General features: G+C 44.0%; 14 protein-coding genes and 1 pseudogene. 6 read left to right on the top strand and 9 right to left on the bottom strand.

Annotated features, from left to right (window positions below):
• A pseudogene (locus F6K49_RS12820) lies at nt 1–560 on the top strand (glycoside hydrolase); the annotation flags it as partial.
• 140 nt (nt 561–700) lie between these two features.
• Here F6K49_RS12820 and lepB read toward each other — a convergent pair.
• Complete coding sequence (gene lepB / locus F6K49_RS12815) at nt 701–1,333, bottom strand: signal peptidase I (protein ID WP_293097073.1); 633 nt, start codon at nt 1,331–1,333, stop codon at nt 701–703.
• A gap of 168 nt (nt 1,334–1,501) precedes the next feature.
• Between lepB and F6K49_RS12810 the strand changes: the two genes are divergently transcribed.
• Nucleotides 1,502–3,001, top strand: coding sequence for an S-layer homology domain-containing protein (locus tag F6K49_RS12810; protein WP_293097069.1), 1,500 nt, complete (start codon nt 1,502–1,504; stop codon nt 2,999–3,001).
• 425 nt (nt 3,002–3,426) lie between these two features.
• Nucleotides 3,427–4,527, top strand: a complete 1,101-nt coding sequence (locus tag F6K49_RS12805) for an SGNH/GDSL hydrolase family protein (RefSeq protein WP_293097065.1) — start codon at nt 3,427–3,429, stop codon at nt 4,525–4,527.
• Here F6K49_RS12805 and F6K49_RS12800 read toward each other — a convergent pair.
• Nucleotides 4,493–4,651 carry a hypothetical protein gene (locus F6K49_RS12800; RefSeq protein WP_293097062.1) on the bottom strand — a complete coding sequence of 53 codons (159 nt, stop codon included), beginning with the start codon at nt 4,649–4,651 and terminating at the stop codon, nt 4,493–4,495. The genes F6K49_RS12805 and F6K49_RS12800 overlap by 35 nt on opposite strands.
• Nucleotides 4,652–4,833: 182 nt before the next feature.
• A complete protein-coding gene (locus tag F6K49_RS12795; RefSeq protein WP_293097059.1) occupies nt 4,834–4,974 on the bottom strand; it encodes a hypothetical protein in 141 nt (46 codons plus the stop codon).
• On the opposite strand from F6K49_RS12795, the gene F6K49_RS12790 reads away from it, so the two are divergent.
• The 3 genes from F6K49_RS12790 (at nt 4,954) to F6K49_RS12780 (ending at nt 7,747) form a co-directional block, all read left to right on the top strand.
• Nucleotides 4,954–6,006: a M42 family peptidase gene (locus F6K49_RS12790; RefSeq protein WP_293097056.1), complete on the top strand. Its 1,053-nt coding sequence runs from the start codon at nt 4,954–4,956 to the stop codon at nt 6,004–6,006. The genes F6K49_RS12795 and F6K49_RS12790 overlap by 21 nt on opposite strands.
• 142 nt (nt 6,007–6,148) lie before the next feature.
• Nucleotides 6,149–6,319, top strand: coding sequence for a hypothetical protein (locus F6K49_RS12785; protein WP_293097053.1), 171 nt, complete (start codon nt 6,149–6,151; stop codon nt 6,317–6,319).
• 156 nt (nt 6,320–6,475) lie between these two features.
• Nucleotides 6,476–7,747: a glycosyltransferase gene (locus tag F6K49_RS12780; RefSeq protein WP_293097050.1), complete on the top strand. Its 1,272-nt coding sequence runs from the start codon at nt 6,476–6,478 to the stop codon at nt 7,745–7,747.
• A gap of 215 nt (nt 7,748–7,962) precedes the next feature.
• Here the strand turns inward: F6K49_RS12780 and F6K49_RS12775 are convergent, their stop codons facing one another.
• The 6 genes from F6K49_RS12775 to F6K49_RS12750 all read right to left on the bottom strand — a co-directional run bounded on the left by F6K49_RS12775 (nt 7,963) and on the right by F6K49_RS12750 (nt 15,262).
• On the bottom strand, nt 7,963–8,136 hold the full coding sequence (locus F6K49_RS12775; RefSeq protein ID WP_293097047.1) for a hypothetical protein: 174 nt from the start codon (nt 8,134–8,136) through the stop codon (nt 7,963–7,965).
• A 276-nt stretch (nt 8,137–8,412) separates the two neighbouring features.
• Complete coding sequence (locus F6K49_RS12770) at nt 8,413–8,841, bottom strand: GNAT family N-acetyltransferase (RefSeq protein WP_293097044.1); 429 nt, start codon at nt 8,839–8,841, stop codon at nt 8,413–8,415.
• A 186-nt stretch (nt 8,842–9,027) separates the two neighbouring features.
• A complete protein-coding gene (locus F6K49_RS12765; RefSeq protein WP_293097041.1) occupies nt 9,028–10,548 on the bottom strand; it encodes a hypothetical protein in 1,521 nt (506 codons plus the stop codon).
• On the bottom strand, nt 10,545–10,925 hold the full coding sequence (locus tag F6K49_RS12760; RefSeq protein WP_293097038.1) for a hypothetical protein: 381 nt from the start codon (nt 10,923–10,925) through the stop codon (nt 10,545–10,547). Before F6K49_RS12760 ends, F6K49_RS12765 begins: the two co-directional genes overlap by 4 nt.
• Nucleotides 10,926–10,959: 34 nt before the next feature.
• Nucleotides 10,960–15,096, bottom strand: a complete 4,137-nt coding sequence (locus tag F6K49_RS12755) for a CHAT domain-containing protein (protein WP_293097035.1) — start codon at nt 15,094–15,096, stop codon at nt 10,960–10,962.
• Entirely contained in the window at nt 15,089–15,262 is a 174-nt protein-coding gene (locus F6K49_RS12750) for a hypothetical protein (RefSeq protein WP_293097031.1), read from the bottom strand. The genes F6K49_RS12755 and F6K49_RS12750 overlap by 8 nt, the downstream gene beginning before the upstream one ends.
• Between the last annotated feature and the right edge of the window lie 121 nt (nt 15,263–15,383).

Genomic DNA, 15,383 nt, shown 5'->3' with positions numbered 1-15,383 from the left:
AAGTAGCAGCAGAAATTGCTATATCCAATCAGTGTATTACTGTGATTAGGGCATTAGATAGTGATAGCAGTGATCAGCAGGTGGTATGGAGTAGGTTGGCAGAGTTAGAAGCGATCGCAACAGCAGCGAATCATCTCCACTGTCAGTTGAATACCCTAGAAGTCAAGCAAACCTTAGAAAAGTTAATTTTGCGTACGCTCTGGCAAATTCTTTACGATAGCAACCCAGAGGAAGTGGAAGTCGATATTCAACGGCTAGACAAAATGATTGATGTTGGGAATCAGCTCAATCTAAGCTTATCCTTAGATCGTTGCCAAGAACTTTACTTGCAGTACTTCCATAACCAAATTTTGCCTCAGCTGATCCAAAGCCAAGATTTAAAGAAAGATAGTCAAAACAAAGATAGTGATAGCAATGGCAGCTATCCCTGGCTATGTAAAATGTGTACCTGTAGCACTGCCCTCAGTGCTTCACTTTCCCCAAGCCCCCTACTCAAGTTGGGTCAAACCTTAGCAGTGGATCTCAGTGGTTGGGTCACCAACCTACCCTCACCAGGGTAGGGAAGTGTAGGTTGGTTACTGTGAATCCTTCATAATAGTAATGGGTAATGGGTAATGGTAATTACTGCCGTCAGCTGACAGCTGACAGCTGACGGCTGAATGCTTACGTACCTCACCCAATTGAAAACTGCTGTTATAGTTCAGATCGAACCAAGTTCACTAAGTGGCCAAAAACGGAAACAGGCACGACCAATGACTTTGTCTTTACCTAGAAAACCCCAAACATGGGAATCGTTGCTATTGTTGCGGTTATCTCCCATGACAAATAGCTGATCTTCTGGCACCTGCACCAGCCCCATCTGATAATGGGGAGGTTGGGCAATGTAGTCCTCGTCTAGAGGAGTACCGTTGCGATAAACTTTGCCATCTTTGACTTGAACCGTATCACCGGATGTGCCAATCACCCGCTTGATGAAAGCTTGGTCTTTTGAGTAACCCAAAATTTGTAATTGTGGCGGTAGTTCAAACACTATAATGTCACCGACTTTTGGGGTATGGAAACGGTAAGAGATTTTTTCCACCACTAAGCGATCGCCTACTCCCAACGTCGGGTACATGGAATCCGAGGGAATGTAGCGAGGTTCTGCGACAAATACTCGAATCAATAGAGCTAAGGCTAGTGCGATCGCAATAATTTGGAAATTTTCCTGTACTTGCTTCCAGAATGGCGTGCCACCCTTGGCCTGTTGTTGACCCTGAGCATCTGCTTGCTGCTCCTGAAAAGATTCAGAAGATTCACTCGGTGCTGCTAATTTCTTTTTCTGTGCATCCATACAAGATTTAAATTGACATTTAAATTGACGGTAAGGCAGATTTATGGGTATGACCGCCCCCCTAGCCCTAAACATCTTTACTAGTTTGGCAACTCAGCCAGGATAACACGCTTGATTGCCCTTTTGTGAATTTGCGTTAGTTTAGGAAGTGAGTACTGTTGTTGGACAATGCCCGTGCTGTTTCCACACTCTGTCCTACGTGCGAGTTTAGCGGTTTGTCTTCTGGGTGTGTTGAGTGCCTGCGCCAACACTAACCTAGGTGACGCTTTGCAGCGGTCTTTGGGAGCAGACCCCACACTGAAAGATAACCCACCCAAAAACTTGGGTCGGCCATCTCCGAACAAGCCTCAAAGTACTCCCCAGAAACAGAAGTCAGTACCGTTGCCAGAAGACTTCCCCACTGAGATTCCCCGTTATCAACAAGCAACCTTGGAACAAGTCGAACCCCTCAAAGATGCTGCTGCTCCAGGTAAGCTGACGATTTGGTCATCCCCTGACCCAATTAATTTAATTCAGAACTTTTACCAAAAGACCTTTGAGTCGGGAGGCTGGGAAGTCCTCGACCAGCCTGAAGAGCAAGATGGTGGCACATTCATCGTCCGTCGTAATGACTTGGATGTTACCCTTTCGATTCCTTCTCGTGCCACTACTGGCAAATCGAGCGCTGCCTCCTCATCAAAGCCCCCAGCGGTTGCTACCAACAGCAGTGTGACCACATTTGATATTCAGTACGTCCGGGATGGTAAGGATACCAAAGCTGAGAAACCAACACAAGCTGAGAAACCACAACCATCCCAGAAACCAACACAAGCTCAAAAACCAACACAACCTCAGAAACCAACACAACCTCAGAAACCAACACAACCCCAGAAACCAACACAACCCTCTGAGGTTGCGAGTAAGCCAGATCAGGTCAGGTCAGGAGAACCTGAGAAATTTACTGACTTGGATAAAGTCCCCCGAGATTTGCGTAAGTATGTGGCAGATTTGGCAAAATTGGGAGTCTTAACCCCAGGCACAGCTAATCCAAAGACCAATGCTGATAGTCAAGGTACTCAGTTTGCCCCGAATCAAACCATAAGCCGCCGTCAGTATGCCCGTTGGCTGATGGATGCGAATAATCGGATCTATGCCAATCGTCCAGGATTGCAAATCCGTTTAGCATCCAAAACTACTCAACCTGCATTTCAGGATGTGCCTCGTACGGATCCTGATTTTCCCTATATTCAGGGATTAGCTGATGCTGGATTAATTTCTAGTCCCCTCAGTGGCGATTCTACGGCAGTATTGTTTCGTCCAGATGCACCATTGACTAGGGAAAATCTGATGTTGTGGAAAGTGCCTCTCGATACTCGTAAAGCTTTGCCCAAAGCCTCTATTGAAGCAGTGAAAGAAACCTGGGGCTTCAAAGATACCGCTGAAATTGACCCGAAAGCATTGCGAGCCGTCTTAGCTGATTTCCGAAATGGCGATTTGGCAAACATTCGCCGAGTTTTTGGTTATACAATATTGTTTCAGCCTAAAAAACCAGTCACCCGTGCTGAAGCAGGAGCAGCGCTTTGGTATTTCGGTTCTCAGGGTGAAGGGCAATCTGCCAAAGAAGCACTGTTTCTTAAACCTCAAACCAGTCAGCCATCAGGGGCACCAAAAGCTAAACCATCGAATTAGGTGCATACAAAACAGCTGAAAACAGCTTTTAATTGTGCTTAAGCACAATTACGAATAGCTATTGTCATGGGTTAGTAATTAGTGGTGATTGGTCAAGTGTGTCAATGGCAGACATGATATAGCACAAGTCAGAAGTCAGAAGTCAGAAGTCAGAAGTCAAACTCTTGCGCTTACTTAGGTTTGAGACTTTTGTCATGTCCGCGCCTGCCCTGGCGACTGCTATATCAAGTCCGGTTAATCACGTCTAAAATGGTTGATCTGATGCCTGTGAATTTTGAATTTTGAATTTTGAATTTTGAATTTTGAATTGCTAATTGCTTATGGTTAGTTAATTTTCAAGGTTCAATTTACTATCAACCAAGAAGGATAAGTATTAAATCGGACATGAGCTGAGATAATTATCTGCAATTAAGTTAAATAACATCATGAAGACACAAATTGCCGCTACAGGATTAGTCTTTTTCTCTTTAATGTTGCCCCTGAGGGCAAATGCTGTCGAGTTGTTTAGCAAGATGTATATCTTTGGAGACAGCCTCTCTGATCAAGGCAATCTGTTTAATGCCACCGTAGAGCGAATTCCCCCCAGTCCACCCTATTTTGAGGGACGTTTTTCCAATGGTCCCAACTGGGTGGATTATCTTGCAGGGGATTTGGAATTAAACCCTACTCTGTTTACCACTCTTGGCTCAGGTGCTATCCCTACTGAAGGCATTAACTTCGCTTTTGGTGGTTCTACTACAGGCACTGTACAAACTGCCCCTGTTCCCTTCTCTGGATTGGAAGTTTTACCAGGATTGCAACCGCAGATTGATGCCTTTACTGTTCCCCTAATACAAGCCGGTCAGTCTGCTGACCCAGATGCTCTGTATATAGTGTGGGCTGGTGCTAATGATTATCTACCCAACCAAGGCACTTTTGAACCATTTACAGAAACTGACACCACCTTGGCAAATTTGTCAGATGCACTCCAAGACCTGACTGATGTTGGGGCTAAGACTATTATGGTCGTTAACTTGCCAGATTTGGGCAATACGCCCATTGCTCTGGGAGTTGATGGACGTGTTCCTGGTACTACCGATGCCCTCAACACCTTGATAGAAGACCATAATTCTGGTTTGTCTGAACTACTGGATCAATTCAGTCAGACTGCCGACTCAGATGTCAATATCATCCCGCTTGATGTTAATTCTATATTTAAGGAAATTCTGGCTCAGCCGAAGGAATTTGGTTTCACCAATGTCACTACTCCTTGTCTGAATATACCAGCACAATTTGTATGTGAGAATCCCGAAGAGTTTTTATTCTGGGATTTACAACATCCAACCACTGGTGTTTATCGAATCATTGCGGATTTAGCCCTATCAGCATTGAACGATCCACACCCAGATAATAACCATCCACACCCAGCTAATAACCATCCACACCCAACTAATGTTCCTGAACCAGCAATGGCTTTAGGTCTATTTGCTTTGGGGGCTTTAGGAATAGGTTCTAAGAGAATAGGGAAGAGGGGATCGGGAATTTAGAATGCGCGAATTTAGAATGCGCGAATCGGGAATCGGGAATCGGGAATCGGGAATCGGGAATTGGGAATCGGGAGTCGGGAGTCGGGAGTCGGGAATCGGTAAAAATCCTGGTAGTGCTATACAATTCCTGACTTTAGCTCCCGAAACCTTGACCAGACCAACGCCTAAATCACTACATCTTTACCAGTATCATCAAAAAATACTAGGAGTTTTTTCCTACTATTACCTGTTCCGAAGCTCCCTCTAGATACCGTTTTCAATTAGATCATGAAACCCAATTCTGAGTTATCATAACATCAAAAAATCCTAGGTTTTCTTTCCTACTATTCCCGACTCCCGACTCCCTACTCCCGACTCCCTACTCCCGACTCCCGACTCCCGACTCCCGACTCCCGACTCCCTACTCCCTACTCCCTCTTCCCAACAATGACTAACAATTACAACCAACTGTTCAAAACCATAGAAGAGTTAGTTATGCACCATTCCCCTAGTGGTGCGGAAGGGGAAATTGACCAATTGTTACTGCATCGGTTTCAAGCTTTAGGGGTGGAAACTTGGCAGGATCGGGCGGGAAATGTAATTGCTAAAATCCCTGGTAAGGATGCTGGTGCCAGTCCCATTGCGATTACTGCTCATAAAGATGAAATTGGTGCGATTGTTAAACGGATTGGTGACGCAGGACGGGTGGAAGTGCGCCGGTTGGGGGGTTCTTTTCCTTGGGTTTATGGTGAGGGTGTGGTGGAGCTGTTGGGGGATAACTATACCATTAGCGGTATTCTCTCCTTTGGCTCACGTCATGTTTCCCATGAATCTCCCCAAAAAGCGTTGCAGGATGATGCTCCTCTACGTTGGCAAGATGCCTGGATTGAAACTAAATGTAGTACTACAGAATTGGCAGAGGCTGGGGTGCGTCCAGGCACTCGTATGGTAGTTGGTAAACATCGTAAGAGACCTGTGCGCCTTAAGGATTATATTGCTAGCTATACCCTGGATAATAAGGCATCCATCGCGATTTTGCTAACCTTAGCCCAACGGTTGAAAACTCCAGCAGTTGATACCTATTTGGTGGCATCAGCAAAGGAGGAAGTAGGGGCAATTGGGGCTTTGTATTTTACTCAAAATCAATCTCTAGATGCGTTGATTGCTCTGGAAATTTGTCCGTTGTCTGCGGAGTATCCCATCGAAGATGGACCAGCACCAGTGTTGCTCTCTCAAGATAATTATGGCATGTACGATGAAGGGTTAAATCGGGAATTGCAACAAGCGGCAGAAAGTTGTGAGGTCCCGATTCAGTTGGCGGTTATTGATGGTTTTGGCTCTGATGCTTCGATCGCCATGAAGTTTGGTCATGTTGCTCGTGCTGCTTGCTTGAGTTTTCCTACCCAAAATACCCATGGTTATGAAATTGCTCATTTGGGTGCGATCGCAAATTGTATCGAGATTCTTGAGACTTATAGTTCATTAAGAATTAAGAATTAAGAATTGATAATTAAGAATTAAGAATTAAGAATTGATAATTAAGAATTAAGAATTAAGAATTGAATTATACATTCTGCATTCTACATTCTTCATTATTATCAGTTTTGCTCTCTCAAGATAACTATGGCATCTACGATTGGTTATGAAATTGCTCATTTGGGTGCGATCGCAAATTGTATCGAGATTTTTGAGACCTATAGTCTTTAAGTATAACACAATCCTGAGAGGACTAACTGCGATCGCAGCTTTATCTGGACAGGATAAGCCAGGGAACGTAGACATGAGTTTGGGTCTGCGATCGCAATGCTGTTAAAGCAGTTCCTACAGCCATATCTTGTCGTTTTATCGATTGGTTAGACAAGTATCGGTACCTATTCATCCCTTACCAAGCCAGTTTATGTTAAATTTGAGTTGAATTTTTGCTCAAGTACCATTAAATCGGGGTCACGTCTTTTACTGTTCAAATATTATGACTCATTTTGGCATCATTTGTCCTGCTGCTTCTGGTCATCTTAACACTATGACTCCTTTAGGTTACGAACTGAAACAGCGTGGTCATCGCGTCACTGTATTCGGCATTGAAGACGCTCAACCAAAAGTTCTAGCCGCAGGATTAGAATTTCAGGTGATTGGCAAGTCTGATTTTCCCAAAGGAGCCACAAAAGACATATTTACTCAACTAGGTAATCTCAGCGGATTTAAGGCATTCCAGTATACAATCAATTGGATTGTCAATGTAGCCAAAATGTCTCTTCGGGATGCTCCAGACGTAATTAAAGCAGCAGGTATAGAGCTATTATTAGTAGATCAAGCTTATCCAGCAGGAGGAACTATCGCTGACTATCTAGATATTCCTTTTGTTACTGTATGCAGTGCCTTAATTTTGAATCGGGAAATGAGCGTTCCTCCCTTTAGCACCTCCTGGAATTATGACCCTTCATGGCGGGTACTTCTACGCAATCGAGTGGGTTATGCACTGCTTTCTCTGATGGGGAAATCTCTGGAAAACGTTATTAATGATTATCGTCAGCAGTGGAATTTATCTCCCTATGATAACGTCAATCAATACTCTTCTCAATTGGCTCAACTTAGTCACCAGCCTGCTGAATTTGAATTTCCTAGAACAGAACTACCGTCTTGTTTTCATTTCACAGGGCCTTATAGTAACCCAGCGAGTCGAGAACCTGCGCCTTTTCCTTATGAAAAACTCACTGGACAACCACTGATTTATGCTTCTATGGGTACGTTACAAAATCGGCTTCTGTGGATTTTCCAAATGATTGCAGACGCTTGTGTGGGATTGGATGCTCAATTAGTGATTGCTTTAGGTGGGGGTGCTACTCCAGAATCTTTGCCAGAATTGCCTGGAAATACCTTAGTTGTTGGCTATGCACCTCAATTAGAACTATTACAAAAAGCGACCCTTACCATCACTCACGCCGGAATGAATACTACCCTAGAATCTTTGAGTAATGGAGTACCAATGGTAGCTATTCCCATTACCAACGATCAACCTGGAGTGGCGGCGCGGATCGCTTGGACAGGAACAGGAGAGGTCATACCTCTGAAAAAATTGAGTGTGGAGAAGCTACAAAAGGCTATCAAACTGGTCTTAACGGAAGATTCCTATAAAAAGAATGCCTTGAGGCTACAAGAGGCAATTAAATTAGCAGGGGGAGTGAGTCGAGCGGCTGATATTATAGAACAGGTTGTTGCTACAGGTAAACCAGTTTTGGGTTAATAATAATAGAATTATTAATCTAATTAGTAAATGTTGCTAGTGGTGCGTGATCAGACGGGCTCGCCCTCATTTTTCGCTCTAGCGCCAGTGTTGGGACAGTCCGCCTGGGAATATTGATAACCGGCAAGATGCCGGTTCCACTAAGATGCCCATTCCACTAAGATGCCGGTTCCACCCACCGGGTCGAACAGCAAGAATGAGATGCACCCAAGAAATCAACCCGGTTTGAAAGAAGAGCGATATATCCCTATTTCAGCTTGATGTATTCTTTGAAAAGCAGCTTGGGAAAGAGCATTTGCGAAAATATCATTCAAAGGAAAAAGACCTTTAACCACTGACTTACCTAAAGAATAGGCTAATTTACATAATTCACAAAGAAGCACTGTCAAGATTTCTGGCTCTCCATGAAGATAACCAATATAAAACTCTTCCTCTGAAACTTCCGAGTAACTTTGAATAGCTATACCTCGTAATCTTTCATTTTGTCTTAATCCGAAAACTTTTCCCCCAAGCAGACAGTCTTTTACTAACTCAGGAGTAATAATTTGACATTTAGGAATTAATTGTGTGTAAAATGTTTGTTTTTTGTATAATAAATTATTTATAATGATTAAATACCAATTATCATCAAAATCTTTCAGGTCTAATTGAATTAACTGGTTGGTTTATGAAGCAATAGCATCAGCTTTACAAAGACTATAACTATCTATTTTTTTATCTCCTCGGCGAGAGATAATTTTCAACATTACTTCATTGTTAGACAAGACACAGTAACGTAATATAGGAACATTTAGTTGAGATAAATACTTATTTGTATGTGCATCTAATAATTTAGATAAACCTCGCCGTCTATAGCGACGATCTACTCTCAAAGAACTTCGCCAAACTTCCTGTTTGGACAAAATAACGACTTGCTGCATCGCCACAGGAATATCATCAAGAGTAACTACAAAAACTTTATTTTCAGGATTGTTAATCCGTTTCTCCAATACTAAGTGCATGTAATCGTTTTGATTTTCCCAGGTATATTGGCAAAAATCCAAGATAGGTTCTACATCTGAGATTTTAGCTAAGCGAATCTGGAATTCAGTCATCTATCCTTATGCTGTGGGTATCTTTACAGGTTCGGTGGGTTAGTATTAGGATACAACGACTTTGACAACACGCCCTAGGGGGCGGAATCATACCCAGAATTAGCAACGCCTATTCAAAAGCAGCTTAGCTTAATGCTAATAGCTGATAGCTGATAGCTGATAGCTGACCGCTGAATGGCTTAGAAATTACCTTCCGTTCGGCTTTCTTCGCCACCACCAGACAATAATGCCTACAGGAGTTGCTAAGATAACTCCTACTAGGAGATGAAATAGTATATCTAGGAAACTGTAGCCGAAATAACTGGGAAGATTAGCGTCTTCTTTGGAAACTGATAAAATTTTCTCGGTAGCATCAGAGGCAACTTGGGACGAAATACCGCTGACGGCTAAACCGGTACCGACTACGGTAATCACTAGTTCTAATTTTTGTTCCCGTTTTTGGGCAGCAGCTTCATTAGCTTGTAAGGTTTCCTGTAAAATGCGATCGCTTTCTGCTTGCTTAACCTCGATCATGCCCCGAATCGTGGCAGTCATCTGCTCAAATAAGTTTTGACCAGGTCTAAGGTAGTTGAGGTCTACTTGAATCTGAGTTTTAAATTGCTTGCAGGTGCGGTCAAGGAAGGTTTGTAGAAATGCCAGGTCATCATTGGGCAAACTCAATGCTTTAATGTTCTCTAACCTGGATCTATAGTTCTCGATGTTCGTAGTAATTGTAGTTCTGTGGTCTTCCATGTCCCGGAGGTATTTAGCATAGTGAAATGCCCGTTGGGGTATTTCCTTGAGCCACTGGTTGAGTTCCTCTAGGGTTTCTTCAGGGGGTTGGACTAATTGCTCTACCTTTTGCTCTAATTCCCTATAGAGTTCCAAGGCTTTATCATGACAGTGGCGAGATTGAGAATAAGCGTAAAGTATTTTACTGCGACAACCGAGCAAATTGAGCAAGGAGTGATAAGCCTCGACGGTTTTGCTCAAGGTTTCAGGATGAGAGTCTAACCACACCAAAATGTGACAGCGTTCCCTGGGCGTCTCTTTGTCATTATCGTATTCAAAAATAGGACTACCAAAGAGTTGACCCGTTGTTGATGGTTGGATATAGTCTGCTGTTTCCTTAACTAACGCTGCAACACAGTGATTAGCAAAGTCTTCATAGGCGGATTCTTCGACATTAACTGGTTTAGTAAATAGCAGTAGGGTCTGTCCGATGGAGGCTTGGATTTGGTCAGTGGGATTTAGCTGACTTAGCTGGGCTAAATCTACAGTTTCACGGTAACGTAGGGTCACGTCAAGGGCATAGGTATCGTGAATGCGCAGGGGATAAATTTCTCCCATCAGGCGCAAACCATTTTTATCTGACTCACTGTGAAAACGCAGCTGACGGGCTTGATCTGATTGGGGGTCTTTCCTCACCAATTCCAGCCAATCATCTAGATAGGGTTTCTCCTCTGGTGTTGCTTCTTGGTCTTCATGGCTGGGATTGTAGTGGTACTGAGAATCTTTGGAATCGTAAGTGTAGCAGCGGAGTTCTGTTTTGAGAGATTTGAGGAGTTGGATGTTCCGCTGTTGGCCAAGGGCAACACATTGTTCCCACAGTTGATCAGCATTGTCCATCACCTCTTGCTTGCCTTTACTGATCTCTTGGCGCAGCTGAAAGGCATAGAGGGTGAGGCTAGGATTTTGTGCTTTCCAAGCTGTGGGTGTCTGGTTCATTTGTTAGAGTCTGATGGTTTTTGCTCCTTAGTAGTTTCGGGAGTAGTTTCGGGGAAACTTTCCCGCACCTGGTTTTTTAGGAGTGGTTTGTAGTCTTCGGGTTTAGGTTTGGGATTCGATTCAGCTGGACCCTTTTGTTCTCCAGGTATTGAACCCAACATGCTATCTAAGCTATCTAGTTTATCTCTTAAAGCCGTAAAAATGTTAGGGTGTTTGAGGCACCAAGAAGAAATGGCATTTGAGAGGGCTTCAACATCTTCTGGAAACTTTTCTATTTGTTGCTTTAAATCAATCCTATTTTCCTCTAAAAAAATAGAGGGTTGGTATTTTATTAGATCAATAAAAGCTTCGATTCTATCTTTAGGTTTCGGTGACATTATAAAAATTATGAGATATCTTCTGGAGTGAGCTTTATTTCCCGATGGCACAAAAAGCAGCCCAGTAGTAAGGTGATTGAAAAGGCTGTTCTTTTGGCTTCATCTTACTAAACCAGGATAACCAATCGAAGTTCTGATTGGGAGTCAGGTAAAGACGATTTAAATGGTTTGTCCACTCTTCTAATTCTTCTTTTGTAACATCCCGCAGCCATATTTGAGCTTGGTTGAGGGCAACGGCAACTGCACCGGTTTCTATGATGGTAAACTGACTTAGGTTTTGATAAAATTTAATCATTAAGAAGGCGGTGGGAAACTCATTCACTGTCCATAGGCTGCTGACAACGCTGGGACTACCTGCATAGAGGAAACCACTGGGCAAACTAATATATTCATCGCTGCTGTACTGATCAGAAGTACTACCGAAAACTTTAGTAATGCCTGTTTCACAAGCAGAGAGGCTAACAAGGCGGCATTGATTGAGACTCAGTCCAAAGATTTCCGCTACAGTAAGGCGTCCATCTTCTGGACTGTCATCTTTGGCGAGAATCAGTGCTGATTCTTGGGGTGATATTGGATTGAACTGACCATGACAAGAAAAATGATGACAGTGGGATAGTGACATCTCTTGACTGGTCTTAACAGCAGCTTCAGTTGCAGCCTGCTTGGCTAAGACTTGGGAAGAGGAGAATAATGGGAGAATGTTGTTAACTTCTAAGTCGGCGTAGTATAGGTTTTTATATGAATCGTTAGTCGGGTTTTGGATAGCAAAAAGCTTACTGAAATCGGGACGCTGTTGATTTTGACTTAGTTGCAGTAATTGGCAACTGGGAGCATATCGAACTCCTTTGGGGAACAAGTCAAGTAAGTAAGCATTGTTAGTGTGGGTATTTTGCTCACTATTGTTTGCCTGTTGCTCCCTATTCTCAATGGGCAAAGCATGAAGGGGGAACAAATGTAATAAGCGATGGGGGATGAAAATTAACTGGTCGCACTCTTGGGGCAGTTCAGCTAAAATTTCCTCTATATGCAGAATCTGGGCTAATCGTCTGAGTAACTGATCTAGGTTAGTTTCCCACTGGTATTTTTTCTGGTAGTAATCAGCGAAAATTTTTTCAATATGCAGAATCTGGGTTAATCGGCTTAGTAGCTGATTTAGGTTAGTTTTCCACTGGTATTTTTTCCGGTAGTAAGTAACCAAATATTCTAGAGTCAAACCAAATAGGGCTTTGCGGTCTTCAGAATAAAATTGCCTAACCTGTGGGTGCTGATTCTGACTGGTGATGATAAAGGTGAGAATCTGATTGTCTGTGATATACCACTGAATAATAGCAGTGTGGTCATCAATCAGCGTTTGGATATCACTAAAGGGAATCGGTTCAACCTGTTGGGTGAATTGAAAACTAAGATCTAGTTGGTTGATTTCCTTGAGTAAGTTATCCTGCTGCTGTTTTAAGCCCTTTAACCTTTGCTGGTTTGTCTTGATAGTTTCGTGGTATTTCTCCTCTGACTCCCGATTTCTAGTTACTATCTCTAACTCTCGCTGTATTACTGGGATTTCCCGTCGGAGTTGGTCTAGTTGCTGGCAGTGAGCTTGGTGAACCTCTGGGTTGGGGTAGCGATCGCGTTTAGGATAGAGGTTTTTGTTAGCTAGGAGTTCTACTAAGTTTCTGGCTTTGCTACGTTCTGCATATTCAATTGCTTCAGTGGGTTTGTTGAGTTCCAGGCATACTTCTACCATGCTGCTGTAGAGTTTATGCCATTCTTCAGCTAGTTTTTGTTTGTCTGCCTCTACTCCAGAACCAGAGATGATTTCACCACGCAGGGATTCTACTGTTTCAATAGCCTCAGCAAAGGTATGATAAGCATTGGTTAACTGTTGGGCATCTTGGTAGGCAAGCCCAAGGTTAAATAAGGTTTCGGCATGGTTTTGGGGAAAAGCCTCACGGGTGCGCACTTGCAAAGCTGCTTGGTAAGCTGTGATGGCGGCTTCGAGGTTGTCAGCCTTCTGACCCCTGATTCTTTGACAGTAGGTAGAAGCCAGATTATTTTGAGTGGTTGCCCAATTTTGGGGAAAAGCCTCACGGGTGCGCACTTGCAAAGCTGCTTGGTAAGCTGTGATGGCGGCTTCAAGGTTGTCTGCCTTCTGTCCCCTGATTCTTTGACAGTAGGTAGAAGCCAGATTATTTTGAGTCCTTGCCCAATCAACAGGAAAAGTCTGACGGGTGTACACTTGCAAAGCTGCTTGGTAAGCTGTGATGGCGGCTTCGAGGTTGTCTGCCTTCTGTCCCCTGATTCTGTTAGTGTAGGCAATTCCCAGATTATTTTGAGCACTTGCCCAATCAACAGGAAAAGCCTCACGGGTGAGTACTTGTAAAGCCCCTTGGCAAGCCTTGATGGCATCTTCGAGGTTGTCTGCCTTCTGTCCCCTGATTCTGTCACTGTAGGCAACTGCCAGATTATATTGAGTCATTGCCCAATCAAAAGGAAAAGCCTTACGGGTGAGTACTTGCAAAGCCCCTTGGAAAGCCTTGATGGCGGCTTCGAGGTTGTCTGCCTTCTGACCCCTGATTCTGTTAGTGTAGGCAATTCCCAGATTATGTTGAGTCCTTGCCCAATCAACAGGAAAAGCCTCACGGGTGCGCACTTGCAAAGCCCCTTGGTAAGCATTGATTGCATCTTCAAGGTTGTCTGCCTTCTTTCCCCTGATTCTGTCACTGTAGGCAACTGCCAGATTATTTTGAGTCCTTGCCCAATCAACAGGAAAAGCCTCACGGGTGTACACTTGCAAAGCCCCTTGGTAAGCTGTGATGGTGGCTTCGAGGTTGTCTGCTTTCTGTCCCCTGATTCTTTGACAGTAGGTAGAAGCCAGATTATGTTGAGTACCTGCCCAATCAACAGGAAAAGCCTCACGGGTGCGCACTTGCAAAGCTGCTTGGAAACCATTGATGGCGGCTTCGAGGTTGTCTGCCTTCTGACCCCTGATTCTGTGACAGTAGGTAGAAGCCAGATTATTTTGAGTCATTGCCCAATCAACAGGAAAAGCCTCACGGGTGCGCACTTGCAAAGCTGCTTGGAAACCATTGATGGCGGCTTCGAGGTTGTCTGCCTTCTGACCCCTGATTCTTTGACTGTAGGCAACTGCTAGATTATTTTGAGCACTTGCCCAATCAACAGGAAAAGCCTCACGGGTGTACACTTGCAAAGCCCCTTGGTAAGCATTGATTGCATCTTCAAGGTTGTCTGCCTTCTGACCCCTGATTCTTTGACGGTAGGCATTTCCCAGATTATTTTGAGTCATTGCCCACTGTTGGGGAAACGCCTCACGGGTGCGCACTTGCAAAGCTGCTTGGTAAGCCGTGATGGCGGCTTCGAGGTTGTCTGCCTTCTGACCCCTGATTCTGTCACTGTCACTGTAGGCATTTGCCAGATTATTTTGAGTACCTGCCCACTCTTGGGGAAAAGCCTCAGGGGTGCGCACTTGCAAAGCTGCTTGGAAAGCCTTGATGGCGGCTTCGAGGTTGTCTGCCTTCTGACCCCTGATTCTGTAAAGGTAGGCATTTGCCAGATTATTTTGAGTATTTGCCCAATCTTGGGGAAATGACTCACGGGTAAACACAGTGCCAACCACCTCATAGCCAGTAATGGCAATCTCTAAGTTAATCGCCCTACTGCCTAGGGGAAACTCTGCAATCAGATTGCTGAAATTGAAAATACCTACTGCGATGCCTTGGGCTAGTTCTGGTTCTACTTCTGCCAGAGTCACCGTTCCCCAATGTCGCAATAGCACTGCCAAGTAATCATCTAGTTTATCTAGGTTTGCTTGCAGGAGAGGATAAACCACTTGCGGGTTACCTTTGCTTTTTGCAGTTGCCCGCAATACCTCCATCAGGAAGTTAAGTTGTGAATCGGCAGTCGGCAATTGGGAAAAGGTAGGACTTGTTGATGACAATCCCAGGGCCTTCCCTAGCTGACCGGTAACATTAGTTAAAAATTCAGCAGCATCTTTATTGCCCTCCTGTGCCAAAGACTCGGCCACCTGTTGCATCACCTGCACCAACTCCCCATCTACCAAATCCTGATGGGAGTTCAAAATCTCTGGTTCCTTGCCACTGGGACAACTCAGCAGCATTTGTATCAGACTCACATAGGCTTGGAGGCGCTTTTCATCCATGGGGCAAAGCAAGTGTTAACCAATAGCTGCTGGAATTAATTATTATTATATTATAGCAGTTTTTAATTAGGTGAGGTACAGAGTTTCTGGTTTTAGGGAACAGGGAACAGGGAGCAGGGAACAGGGAATCTGGAATCTGGAATCTGGAATCTGGAATCGGGATCATTCTTCTGTCAAACTGAGGTCAAACCTTGATTTTTCGTAGGCTGAAATGACGCAAATTCGTTCGATTATCCCAAAGTGACAGAACAGGGATAGCACTACCCATTAAAGTTAGGATATTGATA

This window comes from Moorena sp. SIO3I6 (assembly GCF_010672095.1).
The sequence above is the reverse complement of the archived record's forward strand: the minus strand, read 5'-3'. Positions and strand labels throughout refer to the sequence as shown.